The 18,396-nt window shown below is 58.6% G+C and carries 21 protein-coding genes; 3 read left to right on the top strand and 18 right to left on the bottom strand.

All coding sequences use genetic code 11. The features are described from left to right. Positions 1-33 precede the first annotated feature (33 nt). From ACVWZJ_RS04745 to ACVWZJ_RS04730, 4 genes are read right to left on the bottom strand one after another with little or no spacing between them, the layout of a single operon-like run. Entirely contained in the window at positions 34-990 is a 957-nt protein-coding gene (locus ACVWZJ_RS04745) for an ABC transporter permease (RefSeq protein WP_457394936.1), read from the bottom strand. 6 nt (positions 991-996) lie between these two features. After that, positions 997-2,046, bottom strand: coding sequence for an ABC transporter permease (locus tag ACVWZJ_RS04740; protein WP_414417098.1), 1,050 nt, complete (start codon positions 2,044-2,046; stop codon positions 997-999). Next, the gene (locus tag ACVWZJ_RS04735; protein ID WP_457394932.1) at positions 2,036-3,598 is read right to left on the bottom strand and encodes an ABC transporter ATP-binding protein; all 1,563 of its coding nucleotides are present in this window, start codon (positions 3,596-3,598) and stop codon (positions 2,036-2,038) included. The genes ACVWZJ_RS04740 and ACVWZJ_RS04735 overlap by 11 nt, the downstream gene beginning before the upstream one ends. Beyond that, positions 3,570-4,598 (bottom strand): BMP family protein, encoded by a 1,029-nt coding sequence (locus ACVWZJ_RS04730; protein WP_011430426.1) that lies wholly within the window; start codon positions 4,596-4,598, stop codon positions 3,570-3,572. Before ACVWZJ_RS04730 ends, ACVWZJ_RS04735 begins: the two co-directional genes overlap by 29 nt. Positions 4,599-4,999: 401 nt before the next feature. On the opposite strand from ACVWZJ_RS04730, the gene ACVWZJ_RS04725 reads away from it, so the two are divergent. Beyond that, a complete protein-coding gene (locus ACVWZJ_RS04725) occupies positions 5,000-6,274 on the top strand; it encodes an amidohydrolase family protein (RefSeq protein ID WP_457394928.1) in 1,275 nt (424 codons plus the stop codon). On the opposite strand, the gene ACVWZJ_RS04720 is transcribed toward ACVWZJ_RS04725, so the two are convergent. Genes ACVWZJ_RS04720 through ACVWZJ_RS04705 form a run of 4 tightly spaced genes read right to left on the bottom strand, consistent with a single transcriptional unit; the run spans position 6,271 to position 8,615 of the window. Next, positions 6,271-6,729 (bottom strand): FxLYD domain-containing protein, encoded by a 459-nt coding sequence (locus ACVWZJ_RS04720; protein ID WP_011432057.1) that lies wholly within the window; start codon positions 6,727-6,729, stop codon positions 6,271-6,273. The two genes, ACVWZJ_RS04725 and ACVWZJ_RS04720, sit on opposite strands and share 4 nt — an antisense overlap. Before the next feature lie 31 nt (positions 6,730-6,760). Continuing rightward, positions 6,761-7,387, bottom strand: a complete 627-nt coding sequence (locus tag ACVWZJ_RS04715) for a 5-formyltetrahydrofolate cyclo-ligase (RefSeq protein ID WP_011432058.1) — start codon at positions 7,385-7,387, stop codon at positions 6,761-6,763. 44 nt (positions 7,388-7,431) lie between these two features. After that, a complete protein-coding gene (locus ACVWZJ_RS04710; protein ID WP_011432059.1) occupies positions 7,432-7,896 on the bottom strand; it encodes an FKBP-type peptidyl-prolyl cis-trans isomerase in 465 nt (154 codons plus the stop codon). A gap of 59 nt (positions 7,897-7,955) precedes the next feature. Next, a complete protein-coding gene (locus tag ACVWZJ_RS04705; RefSeq protein WP_238376855.1) occupies positions 7,956-8,615 on the bottom strand; it encodes a VOC family protein in 660 nt (219 codons plus the stop codon). Positions 8,616-8,712: 97 nt separating this feature from the next. On the opposite strand from ACVWZJ_RS04705, the gene cobJ reads away from it, so the two are divergent. Beyond that, positions 8,713-10,608 carry a precorrin-3B C(17)-methyltransferase gene (cobJ, locus tag ACVWZJ_RS04700; protein WP_457394922.1) on the top strand — a complete coding sequence of 632 codons (1,896 nt, stop codon included), beginning with the start codon at positions 8,713-8,715 and terminating at the stop codon, positions 10,606-10,608. Between the two features lie 16 nt (positions 10,609-10,624). Here the strand turns inward: cobJ and modB are convergent, their stop codons facing one another. Beyond that, positions 10,625-12,412, bottom strand: a complete 1,788-nt coding sequence (modB, locus tag ACVWZJ_RS04695) for a molybdate ABC transporter permease subunit (RefSeq protein WP_457394920.1) — start codon at positions 12,410-12,412, stop codon at positions 10,625-10,627. 37 nt (positions 12,413-12,449) lie between these two features. After that, positions 12,450-13,211 (bottom strand): molybdate ABC transporter substrate-binding protein, encoded by a 762-nt coding sequence (gene modA, locus ACVWZJ_RS04690; RefSeq protein ID WP_457394917.1) that lies wholly within the window; start codon positions 13,209-13,211, stop codon positions 12,450-12,452. A gap of 258 nt (positions 13,212-13,469) precedes the next feature. On the opposite strand from modA, the gene ACVWZJ_RS04685 reads away from it, so the two are divergent. Then, positions 13,470-13,679 (top strand): TOBE domain-containing protein, encoded by a 210-nt coding sequence (locus tag ACVWZJ_RS04685; protein WP_011430671.1) that lies wholly within the window; start codon positions 13,470-13,472, stop codon positions 13,677-13,679. Positions 13,680-13,707: 28 nt separating this feature from the next. On the opposite strand, the gene ACVWZJ_RS04680 is transcribed toward ACVWZJ_RS04685, so the two are convergent. From ACVWZJ_RS04680 to nifX, 8 genes are all read right to left on the bottom strand, one after another. Further along, positions 13,708-15,360: a helix-turn-helix domain-containing protein gene (locus ACVWZJ_RS04680; RefSeq protein WP_414419367.1), complete on the bottom strand. Its 1,653-nt coding sequence runs from the start codon at positions 15,358-15,360 to the stop codon at positions 13,708-13,710. 343 nt (positions 15,361-15,703) lie between these two features. Next, a complete protein-coding gene (locus ACVWZJ_RS04675) occupies positions 15,704-15,961 on the bottom strand; it encodes a hypothetical protein (RefSeq protein ID WP_011432066.1) in 258 nt (85 codons plus the stop codon). Positions 15,962-16,055: 94 nt separating this feature from the next. After that, positions 16,056-16,325, bottom strand: coding sequence for a ferrous iron transport protein A (locus ACVWZJ_RS04670; RefSeq protein WP_238376962.1), 270 nt, complete (start codon positions 16,323-16,325; stop codon positions 16,056-16,058). A 137-nt stretch (positions 16,326-16,462) separates the two neighbouring features. Next, positions 16,463-16,762: a 2Fe-2S iron-sulfur cluster-binding protein gene (locus ACVWZJ_RS04665; RefSeq protein WP_414373907.1), complete on the bottom strand. Its 300-nt coding sequence runs from the start codon at positions 16,760-16,762 to the stop codon at positions 16,463-16,465. 42 nt (positions 16,763-16,804) lie between these two features. After that, the gene (nifW, locus tag ACVWZJ_RS04660; RefSeq protein WP_099883832.1) at positions 16,805-17,170 is read right to left on the bottom strand and encodes a nitrogenase-stabilizing/protective protein NifW; all 366 of its coding nucleotides are present in this window, start codon (positions 17,168-17,170) and stop codon (positions 16,805-16,807) included. Beyond that, the gene (locus ACVWZJ_RS04655) at positions 17,167-17,430 is read right to left on the bottom strand and encodes a CCE_0567 family metalloprotein (protein WP_414351585.1); all 264 of its coding nucleotides are present in this window, start codon (positions 17,428-17,430) and stop codon (positions 17,167-17,169) included. The genes nifW and ACVWZJ_RS04655 overlap by 4 nt, the downstream gene beginning before the upstream one ends. 66 nt (positions 17,431-17,496) lie before the next feature. Next, positions 17,497-17,952, bottom strand: a complete 456-nt coding sequence (locus ACVWZJ_RS04650; RefSeq protein ID WP_414390674.1) for a NifX-associated nitrogen fixation protein — start codon at positions 17,950-17,952, stop codon at positions 17,497-17,499. 2 nt (positions 17,953-17,954) lie between these two features. Continuing rightward, positions 17,955-18,374, bottom strand: a complete 420-nt coding sequence (gene nifX, locus ACVWZJ_RS04645) for a nitrogen fixation protein NifX (RefSeq protein ID WP_414342057.1) — start codon at positions 18,372-18,374, stop codon at positions 17,955-17,957. Positions 18,375-18,396 lie beyond the last annotated feature (22 nt).

Here is an 18,396-nt window from a genome sequence, read left to right as displayed (position 1 = left end):
GGAGTAATTTTCGGCTTCTTGAAAGTCCAGTAGTCAAATCCGTTCTTCAGGGCGAAAGGGGATCAAAAGGGCGCGGGGCGCTTTGGCATGGCGAGAGACCAAAATCAACGCCACAATACTGAGCAGATAGGGCAACATTAAGAAAAACTGATAGGGGATCCGGCTACCCCAAAGCTGCTGAAGGCGCAATTGCAAAGCATCAAACCCGGCAAACAGCAACGCTCCTCCTAAGGCTCGCCAGGGATCCCAAGCGGCAAAAACCACCAGAGCAATGCAAATCCACCCCCGCCCATTGACGATATTGAAGAAAAACGCATCGAACGCAGAGAGGGTTAAAAAAGCACCGGCCACGGCCATGAGAGCGCTGCCCACCATCACGGCCCCGGTGCGAACGGCATAGACCGGGATCCCCTGGGAAGCGGCAGCCTGGGGATTTTCTCCAACCATGCGCACGGCGAGGCCCAGAGGAGTTCGGTAGAGGATGTAGGCCATGAGGGGCACCAGGAGAAGGCCGAGGTAGGTGAGGGGCGGCTGGGTAAACAGGGTTTCTCCCAGAAAGGGCAGGCTGGAGAGACCGGGGATCGGCCAAGGGCTGAAGGGGATGATTTTGGGAGGAGAGGTGACCTGGGGCAGGGCCATGCGATAGACAAAATAGGCGGCATTAATGGTCAAGAGGGTGATGCCGATGCCGGTGACGTGCTGGGAAACCCCAAGGCGGACGGTCAACAGGCTGTGAATCAAGCCCACACCTGCACCGAGGACGGCAGCAAAGGCTACGCCCCACCACAATCCGGATCCCTGATAGACCACCAGCCAACCGGTCATGGCCCCCAGGGTCATGATCCCTTCGATGCCCAAATTGAGAACGCCGGCCCGCTCACAGAGGACTTCGCCCAAAGTGCCAAAGAGCAAGGGAGTGGCAATGCGCAGGGTGGCCACCCAAAAGCTGGTGGTGCTGATTAAGCTGATTAGACTCAGGAGTGCAGACACGGGTGCTCAGTCCCAGCGCAGACGATAACGGGCCAATCCCATGCAGACCAACATCCACAGCAGGGCAGCAGCAACAATGACATCGGCAAGATAGGTGGGAACGCCCAAGCTACGCCCCATGGTATCCGCCCCTACATAAACTCCGGCAATGAAGACCGCCGCCCCCACCACCCCCAAGGGATGCAGTTGGGCCAACAGGGCAACAACAATGCCGGTGTAGCCAAAGCCCGGGGATAAATCCAAGGTGAGATAGCCCTTGAGCCCGAGAAGTTCACAAGCTCCCGCCAAGCCTGCCAGCCCCCCTCCCAGCAGTGAGGTATACAAAATAACTCCCTGGACTGGGATGCCGAGAAACCTGGCCGCTTCCGGGTTCGCGCCTACGGCTCGCATTTCTAGGCCCCAAACGGTGAACCGCTCTATGGCCCACACCCCCAGGGCAGCGAGCAGGGCAATGATCAAACCGGCGTGGAGACGACTGCGGGGGATCAGCCGCGGCAGTAGGGCAGCATCCACAAGGGCACGACCTTGGGGCCAACCCAGAGCCAGAGGATCTTTGAGGGGGCCTTCCAGGAGATAGCTGATCCCAAGAAGAATGACAAAATTGAGCAGCAAGGTGGTCACCACTTCGTCCACCTGGAACTGAGTCTTGAGCCAGGCCGGGATCCACAGCAACAGCCCTCCGGCAATCCAGCCCGCCAGCAGCAGCACCAGCACCAACCACGGGCGCGGCAGCGAAAGCCCAGCGGTGCCCAAGAGGCTGGCAGCCAGAGCCCCACCATAAAACTGGCCTTCTGCACCGATGTTCCACAACTTGGCCCGAAAACACACCGCCACCGCCAATCCCGTCAGGATCAGGGGAATGGCCCGCGTCAAAGTTTCGCTCAGGGCAAAGGGGGATCCCACCGCTCCCCGCAGCAAAGCTCCATAGGCTGCCAAAACTGGGGATCCCGTCCACAGGATCAGCAGGCTGCAGGAGAGGAAAGCCAGGACAATGGCTGCCATCGGCGCGCTCAGGATCAGCCAAAGGGGCACCGTGGAACGGGGTTCAACACGCATCAGCCACCTCCTGCCCGGCCATACGCAACCCCAAGGCGGTCACCGTTGTGGTTTGGGTCGGGACTGCCGAGGAAAGCCGACCGCGATAGAGCACCGCCACTCGATCCGCTAAACTCAGCAATTCATCCAGGTCTTCGGAAATGAGCAGGATCCCGGCTCCAGCCCGGGCTGCTGCCAGAAGTTGGGCATGCACATAGGCCACAGCCCCCAGATCCAGTCCCCGCGTCGGTTGGTGAGCCACAATCACCTGGGGATCCCGACACAGCTCCCGCGAGAGGATCACTTTTTGCATATTTCCGCCGGACAGCAGTTGCACTGGCATCTGGAGCGCCTGCCGCGGATCCCCACTCTGGAGTCCCCGCACGTCGTAGGTCTGTAGCCAGGTGTGGGCCTGCTGATAGATTTGGCGGTGACGCAGGATCCCCCACCGCGAGAATTCGGGATCCCGATAGCGCTCGATCACCCAATTCTCCCACAGGCTAAGGGAACCAATCAGCCCAGTTTTGTGGCGGTCTTCTGGGATCCGGGCCATGCCTTGCCGCACCATCTCAGCAGGAGAGATCAGCCGCAGGACTCGGCCATGCAGATGGAGATGACCTTGGTGGGGCCGGATCACCCCACAGACCAGATCTGCCAGAACGGCCTGCCCATTGCCCGCCACCCCGGCAATACCCACGATTTCGTGACGCCGCACCGTCAGAGAAACCTGCTCCAGATGCTGCTGCCCTGCCCGACAGGAGACCTGCTGCAGCTCCAGGATCGTCTCCCCAACAGACAAGGGCGCTTTGACCACCGCCGCCAACCGCTGCCCCACCATCGCTTCCGCCAGAGTTGTGGGATGGATCTCAGCCGTCTTGCCCGCCATCACCACCCGCCCTGAGCGCAGCACCATCACCCGGTCACTGATGCGCATCACCTCCTGGAGCTTGTGGGAAATCAGCAGGATCCCCAGCCCGCGACCGGCCATCTGCCGTAGGGTGTGAAAAAACGGCTCAATTTCCGGTGGGGTCAACACCGCCGTAGGCTCATCCAAAATCAGGATCCGCGCCCCTCGATACAGCACCTTGAGGATCTCCACCCGCTGCCGCTCCCCTAAGGTCAGGGATCCCACCAGGGCATCGGGATCCACGGCCAACCCCAATTCCTCGGCCAGCTTTTGGATGCGCCGCCGTCCCTCTCGCCGCCGAGACCACAGGTGCCACAGGGGCTGAGTGCCCAGAAGAATGTTGTCCAGCACCGACAGATTATCGGCCAAGACCACATGCTGATGCACCATGCCTATCCCTGCCGCCAGGGCAGCCGCCGGGGATCCCAGCTTGAGGGGCCGACCAAACACCCACACCTGACCCTGATCGGGAACATAGTGCCCAAACAGGATGTTCATCAGTGTCGTTTTGCCCGCCCCATTTTCCCCCAAGATGGCCAGAATCTCCCCGGCCCGCAGCTCAAGATCAATCTGGTCGTTGGCCAGCAGAGCACCAAAGCGCTTAGTAATGCCCACCACCTTCAAGGCCAAAGGCGCTTCAGAGGGTGGACTTGGGTTCGCTATCATCGATGGCTACAACAAAAGACCCTGCCAGAATCTCTGCCTGCCTCTGCATCACCTTAGCTTTCAGTTCAGCCGGAACCTTGTCGGCGAAGGTTCCCCAGTCGGAGAGGCTGGATCCCCCATATTTCATCATGCTGTAGATCCCGTAGTCCTCTGCCTTAAATTCTCCGGCCTTCACCGCGGCAATGGCTCTGTCGATGGTGGGTTCCATGTGCCACAGGGCACTGACCACCACCGTTTCCGGGTAGTCCGGCTGGGTATCGATCACATTGCCGATGGCCAAAACGCCCCTCTCTTTGGCGGCATCAGATACCCCAAACCGCTCCGCGTAAAGGATATCTGCGCCGGCATCAATTTGGGCAAAAGCCGCCTCTTTGGCTTTGGGGGGATCAAACCAACTGCCGATAAAGGTGACCAAAAACTTCACCTCCGGCTGCAGTTCCCTCGCCCCTGCCATAAAAGCATTCATGAGGCGGTTCACTTCTGGAATGGGATAGCCCCCCACCATGCCGATGATTTTGGAGCGGGTCAGCCCCCCGGCCACCATTCCCGTCAGATAGGAAGGCTCGTGGATGTAGTTGTCAAACACGGCAAAATTGCTCAGGGCAGGATCCGGCTTGAGGCTGGATCCCATCAAGAAGCTGACCTTGGGATAGTCTTTGGCTACTTCCCGCGCTTCCCGCTCCACCCCAAAGACCTCACCCACCAGCAGTTGGACGCCGCTCTCGGCATACTGACGCAGCACCCGTGGGTAGTCGGTGTTGGAAACTGACTCCGACCAGGTATAGTCAATATCCCCCCGCTCCTGGGCGGTCATCAAGGCTTTATGGATCCGGCTCACCCACTGCTGCTCAATGGGAACCGTATAAACCCCGGCCACCTTCAGCTTGGTTCCTTGAGCCACCGCGGCATCGCGAACCAACCAGCGGCTCCCCATCAGGCCAGCCACAAAAGCCCCAGAACGCAGGCAGAAGTCCCGCCGGGAGAGTTCTAAACGTGCCATAGTCGCTTCTGTTGAGGTTACTTCGAGATCGGGTTACTGCTCGGCTTATCCTAAGGGGGAGATCCCTGAAAATATGTATCCTGAAATACAATTTTTTGAGAAGGAGCTTGTTTGTAATGGACAACGAAGTTTTGCTGACGGTTGGAATGGATGTAAGGGCCAAGTCCTCTCAAATCAGCTCTCGATAGATTATCCTTCTGACTACTTGGTTGATATCTTGCACAACCGGATGCTGTTGGGGACTACAGCCCTCTTTTATAAAGTGAGCAATAACCCAATCAACTGGTTTCCTAAATTCGGGCTTTGAGGTAATTTAAGACATCTTTATCTGATTTGGCCTATCATTCAGTCAACTGTAGTTGCTTCTTTCCATCCTAAGTTCAAACAAATAGCCACAACATATGGATCTCATTTTGCGCCGGGCCAATTTGCCGGATGGCCGCAAGGGAATCGATATCGGTATCCAGGGGGATCGCATTGTGGCTCTGGAAAGCAACTTACAAGCCACTGCCCCCCAAGAAATTGATGTCACCAACCGCTTGGTGTCGCCCCCCTTTGTGGATGCCCACTTTCACCTGGATGCCACCCTTACCTACGGGATCCCGCGCGCCAACCAATCGGGCACCTTGCTGGAAGGGATCGCCCTCTGGGGAGAGTTGAAGCCACTGCTAACTCCGGAGGCGGTCATCGAGCGGGCTCTAACCTACTGCGACTGGGCAGTGGCGCGCGGGATCTTAGCCATCCGCGCCCATGTGGACGTGTGCGATCCCAACCTGGTGGCGGTGCGGGCCTTGCTGGAGGTCAAGCAAAAAGTATCCCCCTACCTGGATTTGCAACTGGTGGCCTTTCCCCAAGATGGCTACTACCGCTCGCCGGGGGCGGTGCAGCTTTTGGAGAAGGCTCTGGATTTGGGGGTGGAGGTGGTGGGTGGGATCCCCCACTTCGAGCGGACGATGGCCGAAGGAGCCGCTTCAGTGCGGGCTCTGTGCGAGATTGCAGCCGCGCGGGGCCTGCGGGTGGATCTGCACTGCGACGAAACAGACGACCCCCTCTCCCGCCACGTGGAGACCCTGGCCTACGAGACGCTGCGGCTGGGCCTGCAGGGGCGGGTGGCCGCCTCCCACCTCACCTCGATGCACTCAATGGACAACGCCTACGTGAGCAAACTCATTCCCCTGATGGCCGAAGCAGAGCTGGGGGTGATCGCCAACCCGCTGGTGAACCTGGTGCTGCAGGGCCGCCACGATACCTATCCCAAGCGGCGGGGGCTGACGCGGGTGCCGGAGCTGATGGCCGCCGGGCTGACGGTGGCTTTTGGCCAGGACTGTGTGATGGATCCCTGGTACCCTCTGGGCAGCGGCAACATGCTGGAAGTGGCCCACATGGCCGTCCACGCTGCCCAGATGACAGGCTATGAGCAGATGCGGCAGTGCTTCTTGGCGGTTACGGAAAACCCGGCCCGCATTCTGGGGTTAGAAGGCTACGGACTAGAACCCGGCTGCTATGCCGACTTGGTGGTGCTCCAGGCTGCTGATGCCGTCGAAGCTATTCGCCTGAAACCAGCTTGCCTGTATGTCTTCCGCCGGGGACGGCTGATCGCCCAAACCCCGCCGGTGGTTGCCCAGCTCCATTTGCCGGGGCGCTCGGCCCAGGTGGACTTCACCCGCCAGCTTTAACGGCGCACGGTGCCGCTGAAGCCGCTGGCTTTGAACTGCTCCATAGTCAGAGGCAGCGGGCTGGTCACGGGCACGGAGATGCGAATGGAGAAGGGGCTTTCGCCGGGGGGAACCTCCTCGATGGCTCCCAGGCGGGTGCGCTCCGGCAGAACCTCATTGCCGTTGGCATCGTAAAGGCGACCGAAGACATCCGCATTCAGCACAGTATTTCTGGAGCGGTTGACCACCGTGCCTTCAATGAATAGGCACCTGGCCGGTATGGGGTTGCCGTTGCTGGTAACCAGGTTGGTGTATTCGGGGGTATCCGGGCAGGGGGTGAGGTGCAAATCCTTCAGTTGCAGGGGGATGGCTCCAAAACCCAGCAAGAGCGCCGCCAATGCCACACAGCCAAAGCTCATGCAGACAAGACGCAGCTTTTGGGTTAGCCACTGCGCCGGCTTCCAAACTTGGCTCATCGTTTTTCCTCCAAGGCCCACCCTCTTTAGTCTAGGGGATCCCCGTCTCGTAGAACCTCTCCTCGGTTTGGATCCCATCCAGGCGCTGATCCCAAGGATCCTGAGGCAGGGGCTGCTCCAGCAAGCAGGCTTGGGGGAGGATGCCCCACTTGGGCACACTGGGATCCGGCAAAGCGGCCAAAAAGCGGTCGTAATAGCCGCCGCCATAGCCCAAACGCCTTCCCCAACGATCGCAGGCCAGGGCGGGCACCAGGATCAAATCCGCCTTGCCAGGGTCGATAACTGTGCTGCCGGGAGAAGGCTCCAACAAGCCCCAGCAGTTGGGGACAAGCTCAGCCGGCTGGTAGCGGTGCCACTGCATTTGCCGCCGCGGCAGACAACGGGGGATCCCCCACTGCTTCTCTGGAAAAAGGGCAAACAGGGATCCCAAGTCCACCTCGGAGCCGAAGGCCACATAGGCCAGGATGGTTTTGGCGGCCAAAAGTTGGGGGCAAGAGGCCAAATGAGCCACTACCTTTTGGCTGATAAGGGATCTGTCCAACCCCTGCCGTAGCTGGCGAAAGTGCTGGCGCAGGCGAGCTTTTTCTAGGGCAGGATCTGCTGCCAGAGAACTGGGCCGCCAAGAAGAAGACAGTTCCGGGGAAGGGAGTTCCTGCACAAGCCCAATGCCGCTTGGATATTCGGTCTCTGCAAGATCTGAATCTACTGGATGGCCAGGAGCTCCACTTCAAAATCCAAGGTGGCATTGGGGGGGATCACCCCGCCTGCCCCGCGGCTGCCATAGGCCAACTCCGGCGGAATGCGCAAGTAGCGCTTGCCCCCCACCCGCATGGTGGCCAGCCCTTCCTCCCAGCCACGGATCACCTGCCCTACTCCGTAGGTGAAGACAAAAGGCTGATTGCGCTTGTAGGAGCTATCGAAGATGGTGCCATCCTGTAGCTTGCCCACGTAGTTGACCACCACCGTTTGCCCCGGCTGAGGCGAAGGCCCACTGCCTTGAGCAATATCGTAGTATTGCAATCCCGACTCGGTGGTGATGAAGTCCTTGGCTGGGGATTGCACGCTCACCACCGGATTGTCTTTGGCCCGCGATAGAGCTATGGCCGGCTGGCCGCCCCACACCCCAAGCCACAGCAAGCCCAGCACCAACAGCAGCACCCGTTTCATCGTTGGCGTCTCCCCACCGCCGACTTTTGGCTTTCCTTTAACAATCTTAGGGGATCCCGTCAGCCTTTCAGTTCGGCAAATTCGATAATCTGACCCTGGTGATCCCGCACCCAAAAGACGAAGGGCTTCTCGGAGCGAATGCTGTTGCGGATCCCTTGTTTGTTGATTCGCTTCAGAAGGGCCTTAAGGGACTCCCGCTCATAGCTGACATGGCGATAGCGAACGCCGCTGCTGCGGCCCGCTGCCGGTACAGTCCCGTAAGCAGAAGCAGATGAGGAGCTAGGCCTAGAGGCGTTGCCGTAGGAACCGGACCCCGCATAGGGATCTGTAGAGCCAGGGATCACGTGCAATTGAACATTGTCGGAGAGTTGGTACCAAAGTCCGGGGGTATCCAATTGGGTGGGCCCAGAGGTGGGACGGGCTTTGGCATCGAAGCGGGGACTGAGGCCAATATCCCCTGGAAAGTAAGCGGATCCTAGGCTGTAGCCGACCATGCTTTGCTCGTAGCCGTAGTAGTACTGCAGGGGCAGCTCCGCTTCCGGCAGTTTCAACACCTTCTCGTAAAACCCTCTGGCCTGCTCCAAGTCCGGCACGATGATGGTGTGGACGCGGGGAGCGCCGCTTAAGAATGTCCACATGGCCCCCCCATAGGCCGATAGCAGCAAAAACATCAGCCCCTTCGTGGAGAGCAAAACCTCCAGGGGGATTAGGGGCAGCATCAGTCCAGGTGGGATGACCATCGGCACTTGTCCCTTCGCGGGTGGCTCTATGTCCAGTATAGGATCCGGGGAGAATCCTGGCCTTGGCCCACGCTCGATGAAGCTTGCTCTGTTTGCCCCCAGCCCGCGCGCCCGCCGGTTGGCCAACTCTCTGATCCCGCTCTTGGGCAAGGAGGTGAGCTGCTGGAGCAAAGCTGACCCGCAGGGGCTGCCCTCCCCCTGGCAGGCTTACGGGGATCCCAAGGATCCCACAGCGCCAGGCTCCCTAGCAGAAGCCGTTGCCCAAGCCTGGCCCCAGGTGCAGGGCTGTCTCTTCATCTTGGCCGCAGGGTCGGTGGTGCGGCTCATTGCCCCCCTCTTGCAGGACAAGCAGCGGGATCCAGCGGTGGTGGTGGTGGACGAAGCCGGTCGCTGGGCTATTAGCCTGTGCGGGGGACATGTGGGGGGGGCCGATGCCCTGGCGCGGCAGGTGGCCGCTACCTTGGGAGCCCAGCCGGTTCTCACCTCTGCTTCCGAGGGGCTGGGGATCCCGCCTTTGGATTTGCTGGGGGATCCCTACGGCTGGCGGCGGGGCGCTGGAGATTGGAACGGGGTGGCAGCCGCCTTGACGCGGGGAGAGCCGGTGGCCGTTCACCAGACCTGCGGCACGCGGCTTTGGCGACAAGCTTGGCCGGCAGATCATCCCCTAGTGGCCTCCTCTCCTCCCCATCCCGTTGCCCAGATCTGGATTGGGGAATACCTCTCCCCTCCCACGGGGATCCCGACAGTGCACTGGCATCCGCGGGTGCTCTGGGTGGGGGTGGGCTGCGAGCGGGGCACTACCCGCGTTTGGCTAGAGGGATCCCTGCGCCGCCTGCTGCAGGCCCAGGGGCTGGCGTTCGAGGCCATTGCCGGCCTGGCCACCCTAGAGCTCAAGCAAGACGAGCCAGGTCTTCTGGAGCTGGCCCAAGCCTATGGCTGGCCCATTGAGTTTTTCTCGGCAGAGGCTTTGGCTGGGATCCCGGTTCCCCACCCTTCGGAGGCCGTTCGGCAGGCGGTGGGCACTCCCTCCGTAGCCGAGGCGGCTGCTCTTTTGGCGGCTCAGATCTGGGGAAGAGGTGACCGAGCTTTTGAGAGGCCCTCTTGCGTTGCGGAGGGGAAGGCAACTCTTCTCTGCCCCAAGCAGGTCTTCACGTCAGAAACCGAAGGGGCCTGCACCCTGGCCATTGCCCGCGCGGCGCAGGAGTATTCCCCTCGCAGCGGCCACCTCTGGCTCATCGGCACTGGTCCTGGGGATCTGGGTCAATTGACTTTGGCTGCCCGTATGGCTTTAACTCAGGCCGATGTGGTTGTTGGCTACCAGCTTTATCTGGATCTGGTGGATCCCCTTTTGCACCCCGGCCAAATCCGGGAGGCCTCTCCCATTACCCAAGAGCTGCAGCGAGCCGAACGGGCGATTGCTTGGGCGCAGCAGGGGCTGAAGGTGGCGGTGATTTCTTCGGGGGATGCCGGCATTTACGGCATGGCGGGCTTGGTGCTGGAGTGCTTGGTCCGCTCTGGCTGGGATGGGATCCGCCCTTCTCTGGAGGTGCTGCCGGGGATCTCTGCCTTCCAGGCGGCTGCTGCCCGGCTGGGGGCTCCGCTGATGCACGACTTCTGCGCCATTTCCCTCTCGGATCTGCTTACCCCCTGGCCAGTGATTGCAAAACGCCTGCAGGCGGCTGCAGCTGCCGATTTTGTGGTGGCCCTCTACAACCCCCGCTCGCGGCAGCGGCTGGATCCCTTCTTCAAGGCTCTACAGATCTTTCTGCAGGCCCGACCCGCCCATACCCCCGTGGCTTTGGCCCGCAACCTCTACCGCCCCGGCGAAACCCTCCACCTCACCACCCTAGGGGAGCTGGATCCAGAGCAGGTGGACATGCTCACCCTGGTCTTTATCGGCAACTCCCAGACCTTTCGCCATGGGGAGCGGCTGATTACCCCGCGGGGCTACCGCTTGGGCGAGCCCACCTGACTCCTGGGCTCCAGACTCAAAACACCCTCAGATGCCGGGGATCCAACTGCAGCCACCAGGGGGATCCCCAAGTCTCCACCTCGCGCCAGCGCTCCCGCCACACCTCAGCTTGCAGGTGATAGTCCTGGCGGTGGGCAGGAGGGCTGCCCAGCTTAAAGAAGAGGGTCAGCCGGTGGGGGGTCTCGCTCCACTTCACCAGCCAAGCGGGAAACGTGTTGGGCAGCTTCCCGTCGGGCCGGAAGGTGAGGTGGTGGGCGCGGATGGCGATGTATTCTCCCGCTGGGGATCCCTGTACCTGCAGCTCACAGCCCCAATCCAAGGCCAGCACCCGTTGAGGGCCCAGGAGCTTGGCCCGCGAGATGTTTTTGCAACCCGTCAGTTGCGCCACACTAAGGCAGGGGGGAGCCTCAAATAGCTGACGCTTGTCCCCCTGGGCAATGATTCGCCCCTGCTCCATTACAGCCAGATCCCCGCAGAGGCGGAAGGCTTCCTCGATGTTGTGGGTTACCAAAAGCGTGACTCCCTTGTAGCCCGCTAGGATTTCCCCCATCTCCTGCTCCAGTTGGCTGCGCAGGTGGGCATCCAAAGCAGAAAAAGGCTCATCCAGCAGCAAGATCTCCGGCTCAGAAGCCAAGGCTCGCGCCAGGGCCACCCGCTGCTGCTGTCCTCCGGAGAGCTCCGTGGGATAGCGGTTTTCCCAGCCCTTCAGCTTGACCAACCGCAGCTGGGCCTGGATCCGCTCTTGTTTTTCCGCTTCGCTCAAGCCCGCAGGGATCCCAAAAGCGATGTTCTGGGCGACGGTGAGGTGGGGAAACAGAGCGTAGTTCTGGAAGATCACCCCCACCCGCCGCTGAGCCGGAGGCAGCCGGATCCCCTGTTCGGCGTCAAACAACGCCCGCTCGTTGAGCAAAATGCGCCCACCATCCGGGGTTTCGATCCCGGCAATGCAGCGCAAAAGTAGGCTTTTGCCGGATCCAGAGGCCCCCAGCAAGCCCAGGGGTCGCCCGTCGCAGCTCAGTTGCGCCTGCAGCTCAAATTGGGGCAGCTTCTTGTCAATGTCTACCCAGAGGCGAGGGGCCGGAGTTGAGAAATCCGGATCCCTTCTGGCCAGAACCCGCAGGGGGCGAGGGGGAAGCTGCTGCAGAGGCTGTCGCTGAAACCAAAGGTTAACTGCCGTCATCACCCCCAAGGACAACCCCAAGACCAGGGCCGAGCTGATGGCCGCCCCCCGCATATCCCCCGCCTGAACGGCAAAGAAGATGGCCATGGACAGGGTTTGCGTGCGGCCTGGGATGTTGCCTGCCAGCATCAAGGTGGCGCCAAACTCCCCCAGAGCGCGAGCAAAACTGAGGGTAACCCCCGCTAGGATCCCCGGCAAGGCCAGTGGGATCAGCACCCGCGTAAAAATCTTGGCCCTACTTGCTCCCAGGGTGCGGGCTGCCGCCACCAGCGTCGGGTCGATCTGCTGGAAAGCTCCCAGGGCCGTGCGGTACATCAGGGGCAGGGCCACCACCGCTGCCGTGATCACCCCGGCATACCAGGTGAAGATGACCGACAAGTTCAGCGAGGCCAAAAGTTGTCCCAGAAGGGTTCGCCGGCCAAACAGCAGCAGCAACAGGAAGCCCACCATGGTGGGCGGCAACACCAGCGGCGCCAACAAGAGGGCCTCGATGAGAGAGCGCCAGCGACCTCGGTAGTGCAACATCCCGTAAGCCGCCAGCGTCCCCACCCCAAAGGTGATGCCCGTGGCCAAGCCGGCAATCCGTAGGGAGATCCAAAGCGGGGATAGGTCGTAGTCGCTCATTTGGAGTAACTCATCCGCGCCATTGCAGAGGGATCCCTCACAGGCGGATAAAGCCGTACTTCACAAACACCTCTGCCGCTTCCCCTGAGGTCAAAAACTCCAAGTAAGACCGTCCGGCGGGAGTATCGCGCACCAAGGCCACCGGGTAGATAATTGGCGTAATGGGATCCGCCGTAGCCACTACTCGCACCCGATTTGAAAGCTGAGCATCCGAGGTAAACAGGATCCCAGCGTCAGCATTGCCCTGTTCTACCGCCGTTAAGATTTCCCGCACCGTGCTGGCAAACACCATCTTGGGCCGCAGCGTCTCAAACACCCCTGCTTGGGTGAGAATTTCCTGGGCATAGCGTCCGGCGGGCATGGCCTGCAGATCCCCAATGGACAGAACCCGGATCTCTTCCGCCACCAAGTCGGCAAAATCCTGAACCTTGGTTCTGGCATTGGCAGGCACAATTAAAGCCATGCGATTGCTGAGAAGATCTCGCCGGGATCCCTCCACCAGCAGGTTTTGCTTGGCAAGGGCGTCCATAAAAGAGGCGGCTGCGAAAAATACCACGTCCAAAGGCGCCCCCTGCTCCACCTGTTGCTGGAGAGAGCCGGAATTGGCGAAGTTGTACTCAACCTTGATGTCGGGATAGCGGGCGGTGAACAACCGGTCGATTTCCGTTAAAGCCGGTTGCAAGCTCACCGCAGCCCCCACCAAAATGGGCTGAGATTGTGCCAAGCCGGGAGCCGACCCCCACCTCAAAGCCAGGGCGGCCAGGATCCCTAGGAATAACATTGCAGTTCTTCGTTTCATAGCCATTTTTCTTTGACCCGTGACAACTCTCAGAACAGGAAAATCCGCCAATGGTTCGGTGCTTTTGACTGTCGGAATTGGGTTGTAATTTGTATCTGTAGATACACACCTAGACTATCGGCAGCCATTCCTCCCCAGAGGCAACGATAAGCATCTGATAGTATTGAAACCAATGTTGAATGGCCATCTGCCGAGATCCCTTCTTGTTCAGTTTGGTCAACACCCCTGTTGCTTTAAGTGTTCAACAAAGGAGAAGTCATGCAAATCAGCACTCGCAACTTTTTTAAAGGAACTGTAAAAAGCTTCCAGGTGGGCATGGTCAATGCCGAAATTGTTCTGGAAGTTGCACCAGGCATAGAAATAACAGCCATTATTTCTAAGCACTCTGCCGAACGGTTGGGTATAGCAGTTGGAAAAGAAGCGTATGCTGCCATTAAAGCCTCAGATGTGGTCATCGCCGTGGATTAGTGGTGGATTAGCAAATTGAGTGACTGGCCTAGACTTGCTGTTGCCTGGGATCCAAATACAGGGCTTTGATAAGGCGCTGGCGATCGTTTAGGCTGATCTGAAGCCGCCCATTCTCTACATCCCGCACCCAGCTCTGGCTGCGCCCCAGCCTCTGGGCCAATTCCCGCTGGCTGATTCCCTTTTGCTGGCGTGCCGCCGAGATATCCGCTCCACGCAAAGCTTTGCTTGAGGGGAAGTCTTTTGGGTTTTCGGGAGGGCCAGGGAGATCCGAGTCTGTTGCAACAGGCGCAGACTTTGCCCTACGCTGCCGCCGAGATCCCGATTCTCGGGTTGGGGATCTGGCTTCTTGAACTACTCGACGATGCCAGTCGGAGGGCAGATGAAATCGTTGAATGCGAGCCTGCATCAAGAGTCCCCACTTGCCCCGTGGCCCGGCAGCCGTCAGCAGGCCGCCATTGTTGGCATCTTCAATCCAAAAGTTCAATGCCTCGTCCGCATCCTCGGGCACAGCTTCCAGGCGAGCCCACAGGGGTTGAATGGAAGAAGGATAGGTGAGGGGATCGAACTCCGGCTTGAGGCCGTAGTGGTTGAGAACCTCCAGATCGCTTTCAAAGGTGCGCACCAGCCGTTTGCGTTCTTGGAGATTGAGATAAGCTTCCTGCAGTCGCTCTTCCCCGTAGGCCACTCGCATCAGGGTGGGCACCGTCAGACGCTGTTGCCGCCCCATCCTCACTTTGAACAACAGCCACAGCAGCAGGCGCATGGCTCCTTCATGGTGTTGCCAATGGCTCATCACGGCCTGCAGCAGGGATAGGGGCAGGCTGCTGTACTGATAAAAGGCTTGCCCCTGGCGGCACCCTTGTCGATTGAGAAAGTACCGTGTCCATTCGCCGGGCTGAATCGCCCAAGTCAGGCCCACCAGATGGTTGCAGCCCTGCTCATCTTTTTGAAAGTGGCGATGCATCTTGAGCAGCCTCCACAGAGGGCCAGCCGGTACCGAAAACCCCTTCACCCGCCCCTGATCCGGCCAATCGATGGAGACTTGAATCCGACAGAGCTGCTCTATCCAGGTCATGAACAGGTGGAGACGGGTCATCTTGCTCAGATCTTTACGTTTATCCCAGCCCAAATAGGACTCCAATTGTGAGTCGGTGAAAACAAAGGATTCCTTCCAGGGGCTATCCAACCCGGCGGCATAGGCAGCAAAAATAAGATGCAAACAGGCAGTTCGCACATCGATCGGAGCACTTTGTGGGATCCCGTCCAAACATAGAGTTAGGGTCAGAGATCCCTGGTTGTGGCCAACAGATTTCTGATAGCAAACCTGGTTATCTCCCTGCTTTTGCAGATTGAGAGATTGAAATTGAGATAGGAAATTGCAAGCTTCCCAGACCACAATTGACGAAGCAAAAGCCTGGCTATGGCCGTTCAAAAATAGAGGTGGACTGCTGCGAATGCGGGCCGTGACCGTGCGGTTGCGCCCCTTCATGGCTTCATAAGGCTGCGGGGCAGAACCGGGACACAGGCTAACGCACTGAGGTTCTGGGAAGAAACCTTCGCAGTCATTGCACAACAGAGGATTAATCCAGTATTCCCCATCCTGGACAACGATAGCTTTTGTAGGACAGCTATCTACGCAAGCGTGGCAACCGATACAATCCCCTGAGATTTGATAAGCCATAGCCCTCAAACTCCATAACGTTTCCCTGTAGCTCTCCCTCGTTCACACCTGCTATCGCATCTGCAAAACCCTAAACCCGGCCATGGAGACCTTCCTCGCAAAGCCGTGGCAGCCCGGCGAGAGACCTTAGTTTAAGGTCTGTTTCCTAAGCTCAATTCGTGAACTGGATTGAACGATACCTCAAAAGATCCCCGGCAGGCCAGGGAGATTTGGTCTAGGGTGAACCTTCTGGAAAGCTTTGTTTTCTCTTAACTTCTAATGTTTGCAGTGAACTTTTGAGATGGCTTTGCAGGCTACTCCTCCCCCCTTGAGAGCCTTTTAGGGATCCGAACTGCAACAAGTGTCAGGCGAAACGCTCAATAACCAAGCCGACACAAGGTCGTCCGCCCACCCAATACGTCGATTCATCGGCAAGGTTGTGGCTTGGCTCCAGATGCCAACCCAAGGGATTGGGTTCTAGCTCCAGCGCCCGCACGATTTCCTCTGGGCTTAGTCCTGTGCAGAGTTGGATGTGTTGCAACTTGGGAAATGGCTTTTCCACAAGGCTAAGCTCTTCAGCAGCTTTAAGGATGGAGCCCAGGTGCAACAAACAGGTGTTCATGGCTTTGCTCCCAAATCAAGATAGGTTATGAAGAGATGTGCTTACCTTGAGTGTCTCTCATTGCAAGTTAAAAATTGGGTAAATAGACTACATTTTAGAAGGCTCTTGGCAAATTTAAGATTGTTTTCTTATTCGGTTCTTGGGTAGACATCAAGGCGCAACGGGGATCCATGTAAACCCAGATGGGTTTAGCTAAATGAGCAGGAAGGGAAAGTTGGCCACTGGGTAGGAGTAGGATCCACTCAGGGTGACGTTGGATAACCTGGAGATAGGTACCTGGAGTGAGACCCATTTGCTGCAATTGGGCGCAAGCAGCTTCGGATCCGCGCAGTTGGTAGATGCGACCTTCTTCTCCAACCTTCATGAGTTGGAGAGGAGATATGGTTATTGAGATCTTAGGGACGGTGGGCGGTGCCAACATATAGGGATCCCTAATTCTAGAAAAAAATAGAAAAAAGGCTGCTTAAGCCTATCGGCGAGCAACTGGAGAGCAGCCGTCTATCAAACCAAGTAAGCTTCCTGGTGAGTGCGAATCGTACAATTGGAGCGAGGTTTAGCCACGCAGAGCAGCACAAATCCTTTAGCTATTTGCTCCTCATCCAGAAAGGTTTGCTCCGATTGATCGACTTCTCCTTCTACCACTTTGGCCACGCAAGAGGAACAACTACCGGAGCGGCAGGAAGAGGGCAAGTCCACATCTTGATCCTCAGCCGCTTCTAGGATGGTTGAATCTTCATCTACTGAGATATAGGTATCAAGCTGTCGTTTTAGGTTAACCAAGTGAACTGTGTAGGTAGCCATGATGGAGTCTCCAGAGAGCTGACGAGGGGTAAACAAGAGATCTTAGGCAGGGATCCCAGGGCTGCATTCGCCCCGCTCTCCCGAAGAGCTGCAGCCGGCACAGCCGCCAACGGGATCCGGACAACCATAGTCTTGAAAGACTCGGAAGAGCTTCTCCTGCTGCGGGGTAGAAGTGAGAAAGGTTTGATACGCTTTTTCCAGCGCTTGCCGGGCTTGCTCCAGCCATTCTTCTTCGCTGCCCTGGAAGTGCTCCAGAGGAGCCAGATACTGAGCGAATTTGCGTAAGATATGCAGGCGATTCACGTTGACCACCCGCGGATCGTAGGGGAGCTCGAAAAAAGCGAAATAATCCTCGGCATTGACTAGGGCTTGGAAGTCTTTCCAACGGCGGTTGCGGTTCCAACTCATCGGCAGGTCTCCAGGGTTTTCAAGCGTTGTCTGAGGGTGTGCAGCCGGGCAAACAGGGCATAGGTGCGGGCTGCCAAGTCGGGGAGTCGCTCGAACCCGTCGGGTAGCCCCTCGGCCAGATCGTGCAGATCCATTTTCAGTTGGCCTGCTTTGCTGTTTAGGCGCTTGATCTCGCTGCGGAGCTGGTCGGCAGAGAGGTGTTCGAAGGGCTCGAAAGCCAGGTCGTTCACAACATTCTCAACGTCACTCTCATTCAACATGGGCAAGGCACTCCTAATTACTGAAGAAAAAGAAGAAAAAATGGCTGCCGGGACGGAGACAAGCGGCTACAGTCGGCCCACCTCAGGGTAGGTTCGGGCCAGTTGGATCCCTTTGTCGATAAGGGCAGTAGCTTTTTCAGTGAGCTGTTCGAGAGACTCGAAACCGAAGCGATGGGCATCCCGCAGGGTGTTGACCACCAACAACAACCGCCCTGAGAAGACCAGCACCCAACCAAAGCCTTCGCTGTTGAGATCCAGCACCACCTGAGCTAGGAGGCCCGTTTCCTTTTCAATCAGGGCGGCAATGGCGCGGTAGTAGATGAGAATGCGGCTCCGCACTGCCGGATCCACCTCCCCTTCCAGGGATATTTGGCGCTTCTGGGCTTTGGTGACGACAAAGGGCTTGAGCAGCAACTCATCCCTCCAGGTGCGGTAGGTGCCGTAGGGATCCGCCGCCCGCATCTGGCGAACGATCTCCTGCAGGATGGGGCTGGTCGAGGGGGAAAGAGGGGTAACCGTCATGGCTAAACCTCCGCAGGGGAAGTAGAGGGATTTGGGGCTTCGGCTTTGCGGGCGCGCTCGGCCAAGAGCACTTTGCGCAGCCAGGGGGGAGGATTGTGCAGGGTGGTTACCAGGCGCTGCAACAAGCTCTCGATGGATTCTTCTTCCGACTGCACTTTGATGGGGGTGATGCGGCGGTTGATCAGGCGGGCGGCGGCACTGCTGCCAATGGCAGCCACGTAGATGAGGGTGACATCGGCCAAAGCCTGCAGCTTGGGCACCAGCTTGTCCTCGTTGCCATCTGCCTCCAAGTTGCCCCCAAAGGTGAGGGTCTTACAAAATCGGTAGCCTTCGGGGGTGACTTCGTAGAGGTCGATCTGGTTGGCCCAGCCAAAGTGGGCATTGACGTGCTTGCCGTCGCGGGTTGTAAAGGCCACTTGCATAGGCGTTCTCCTTAGAACCGTG

Source organism: Thermostichus sp. OS-CIW-29 (genome assembly GCF_054058195.1).
Note: the sequence above shows the minus strand (reverse complement) of the source record. Positions and strands in the feature narration are given on the sequence as shown.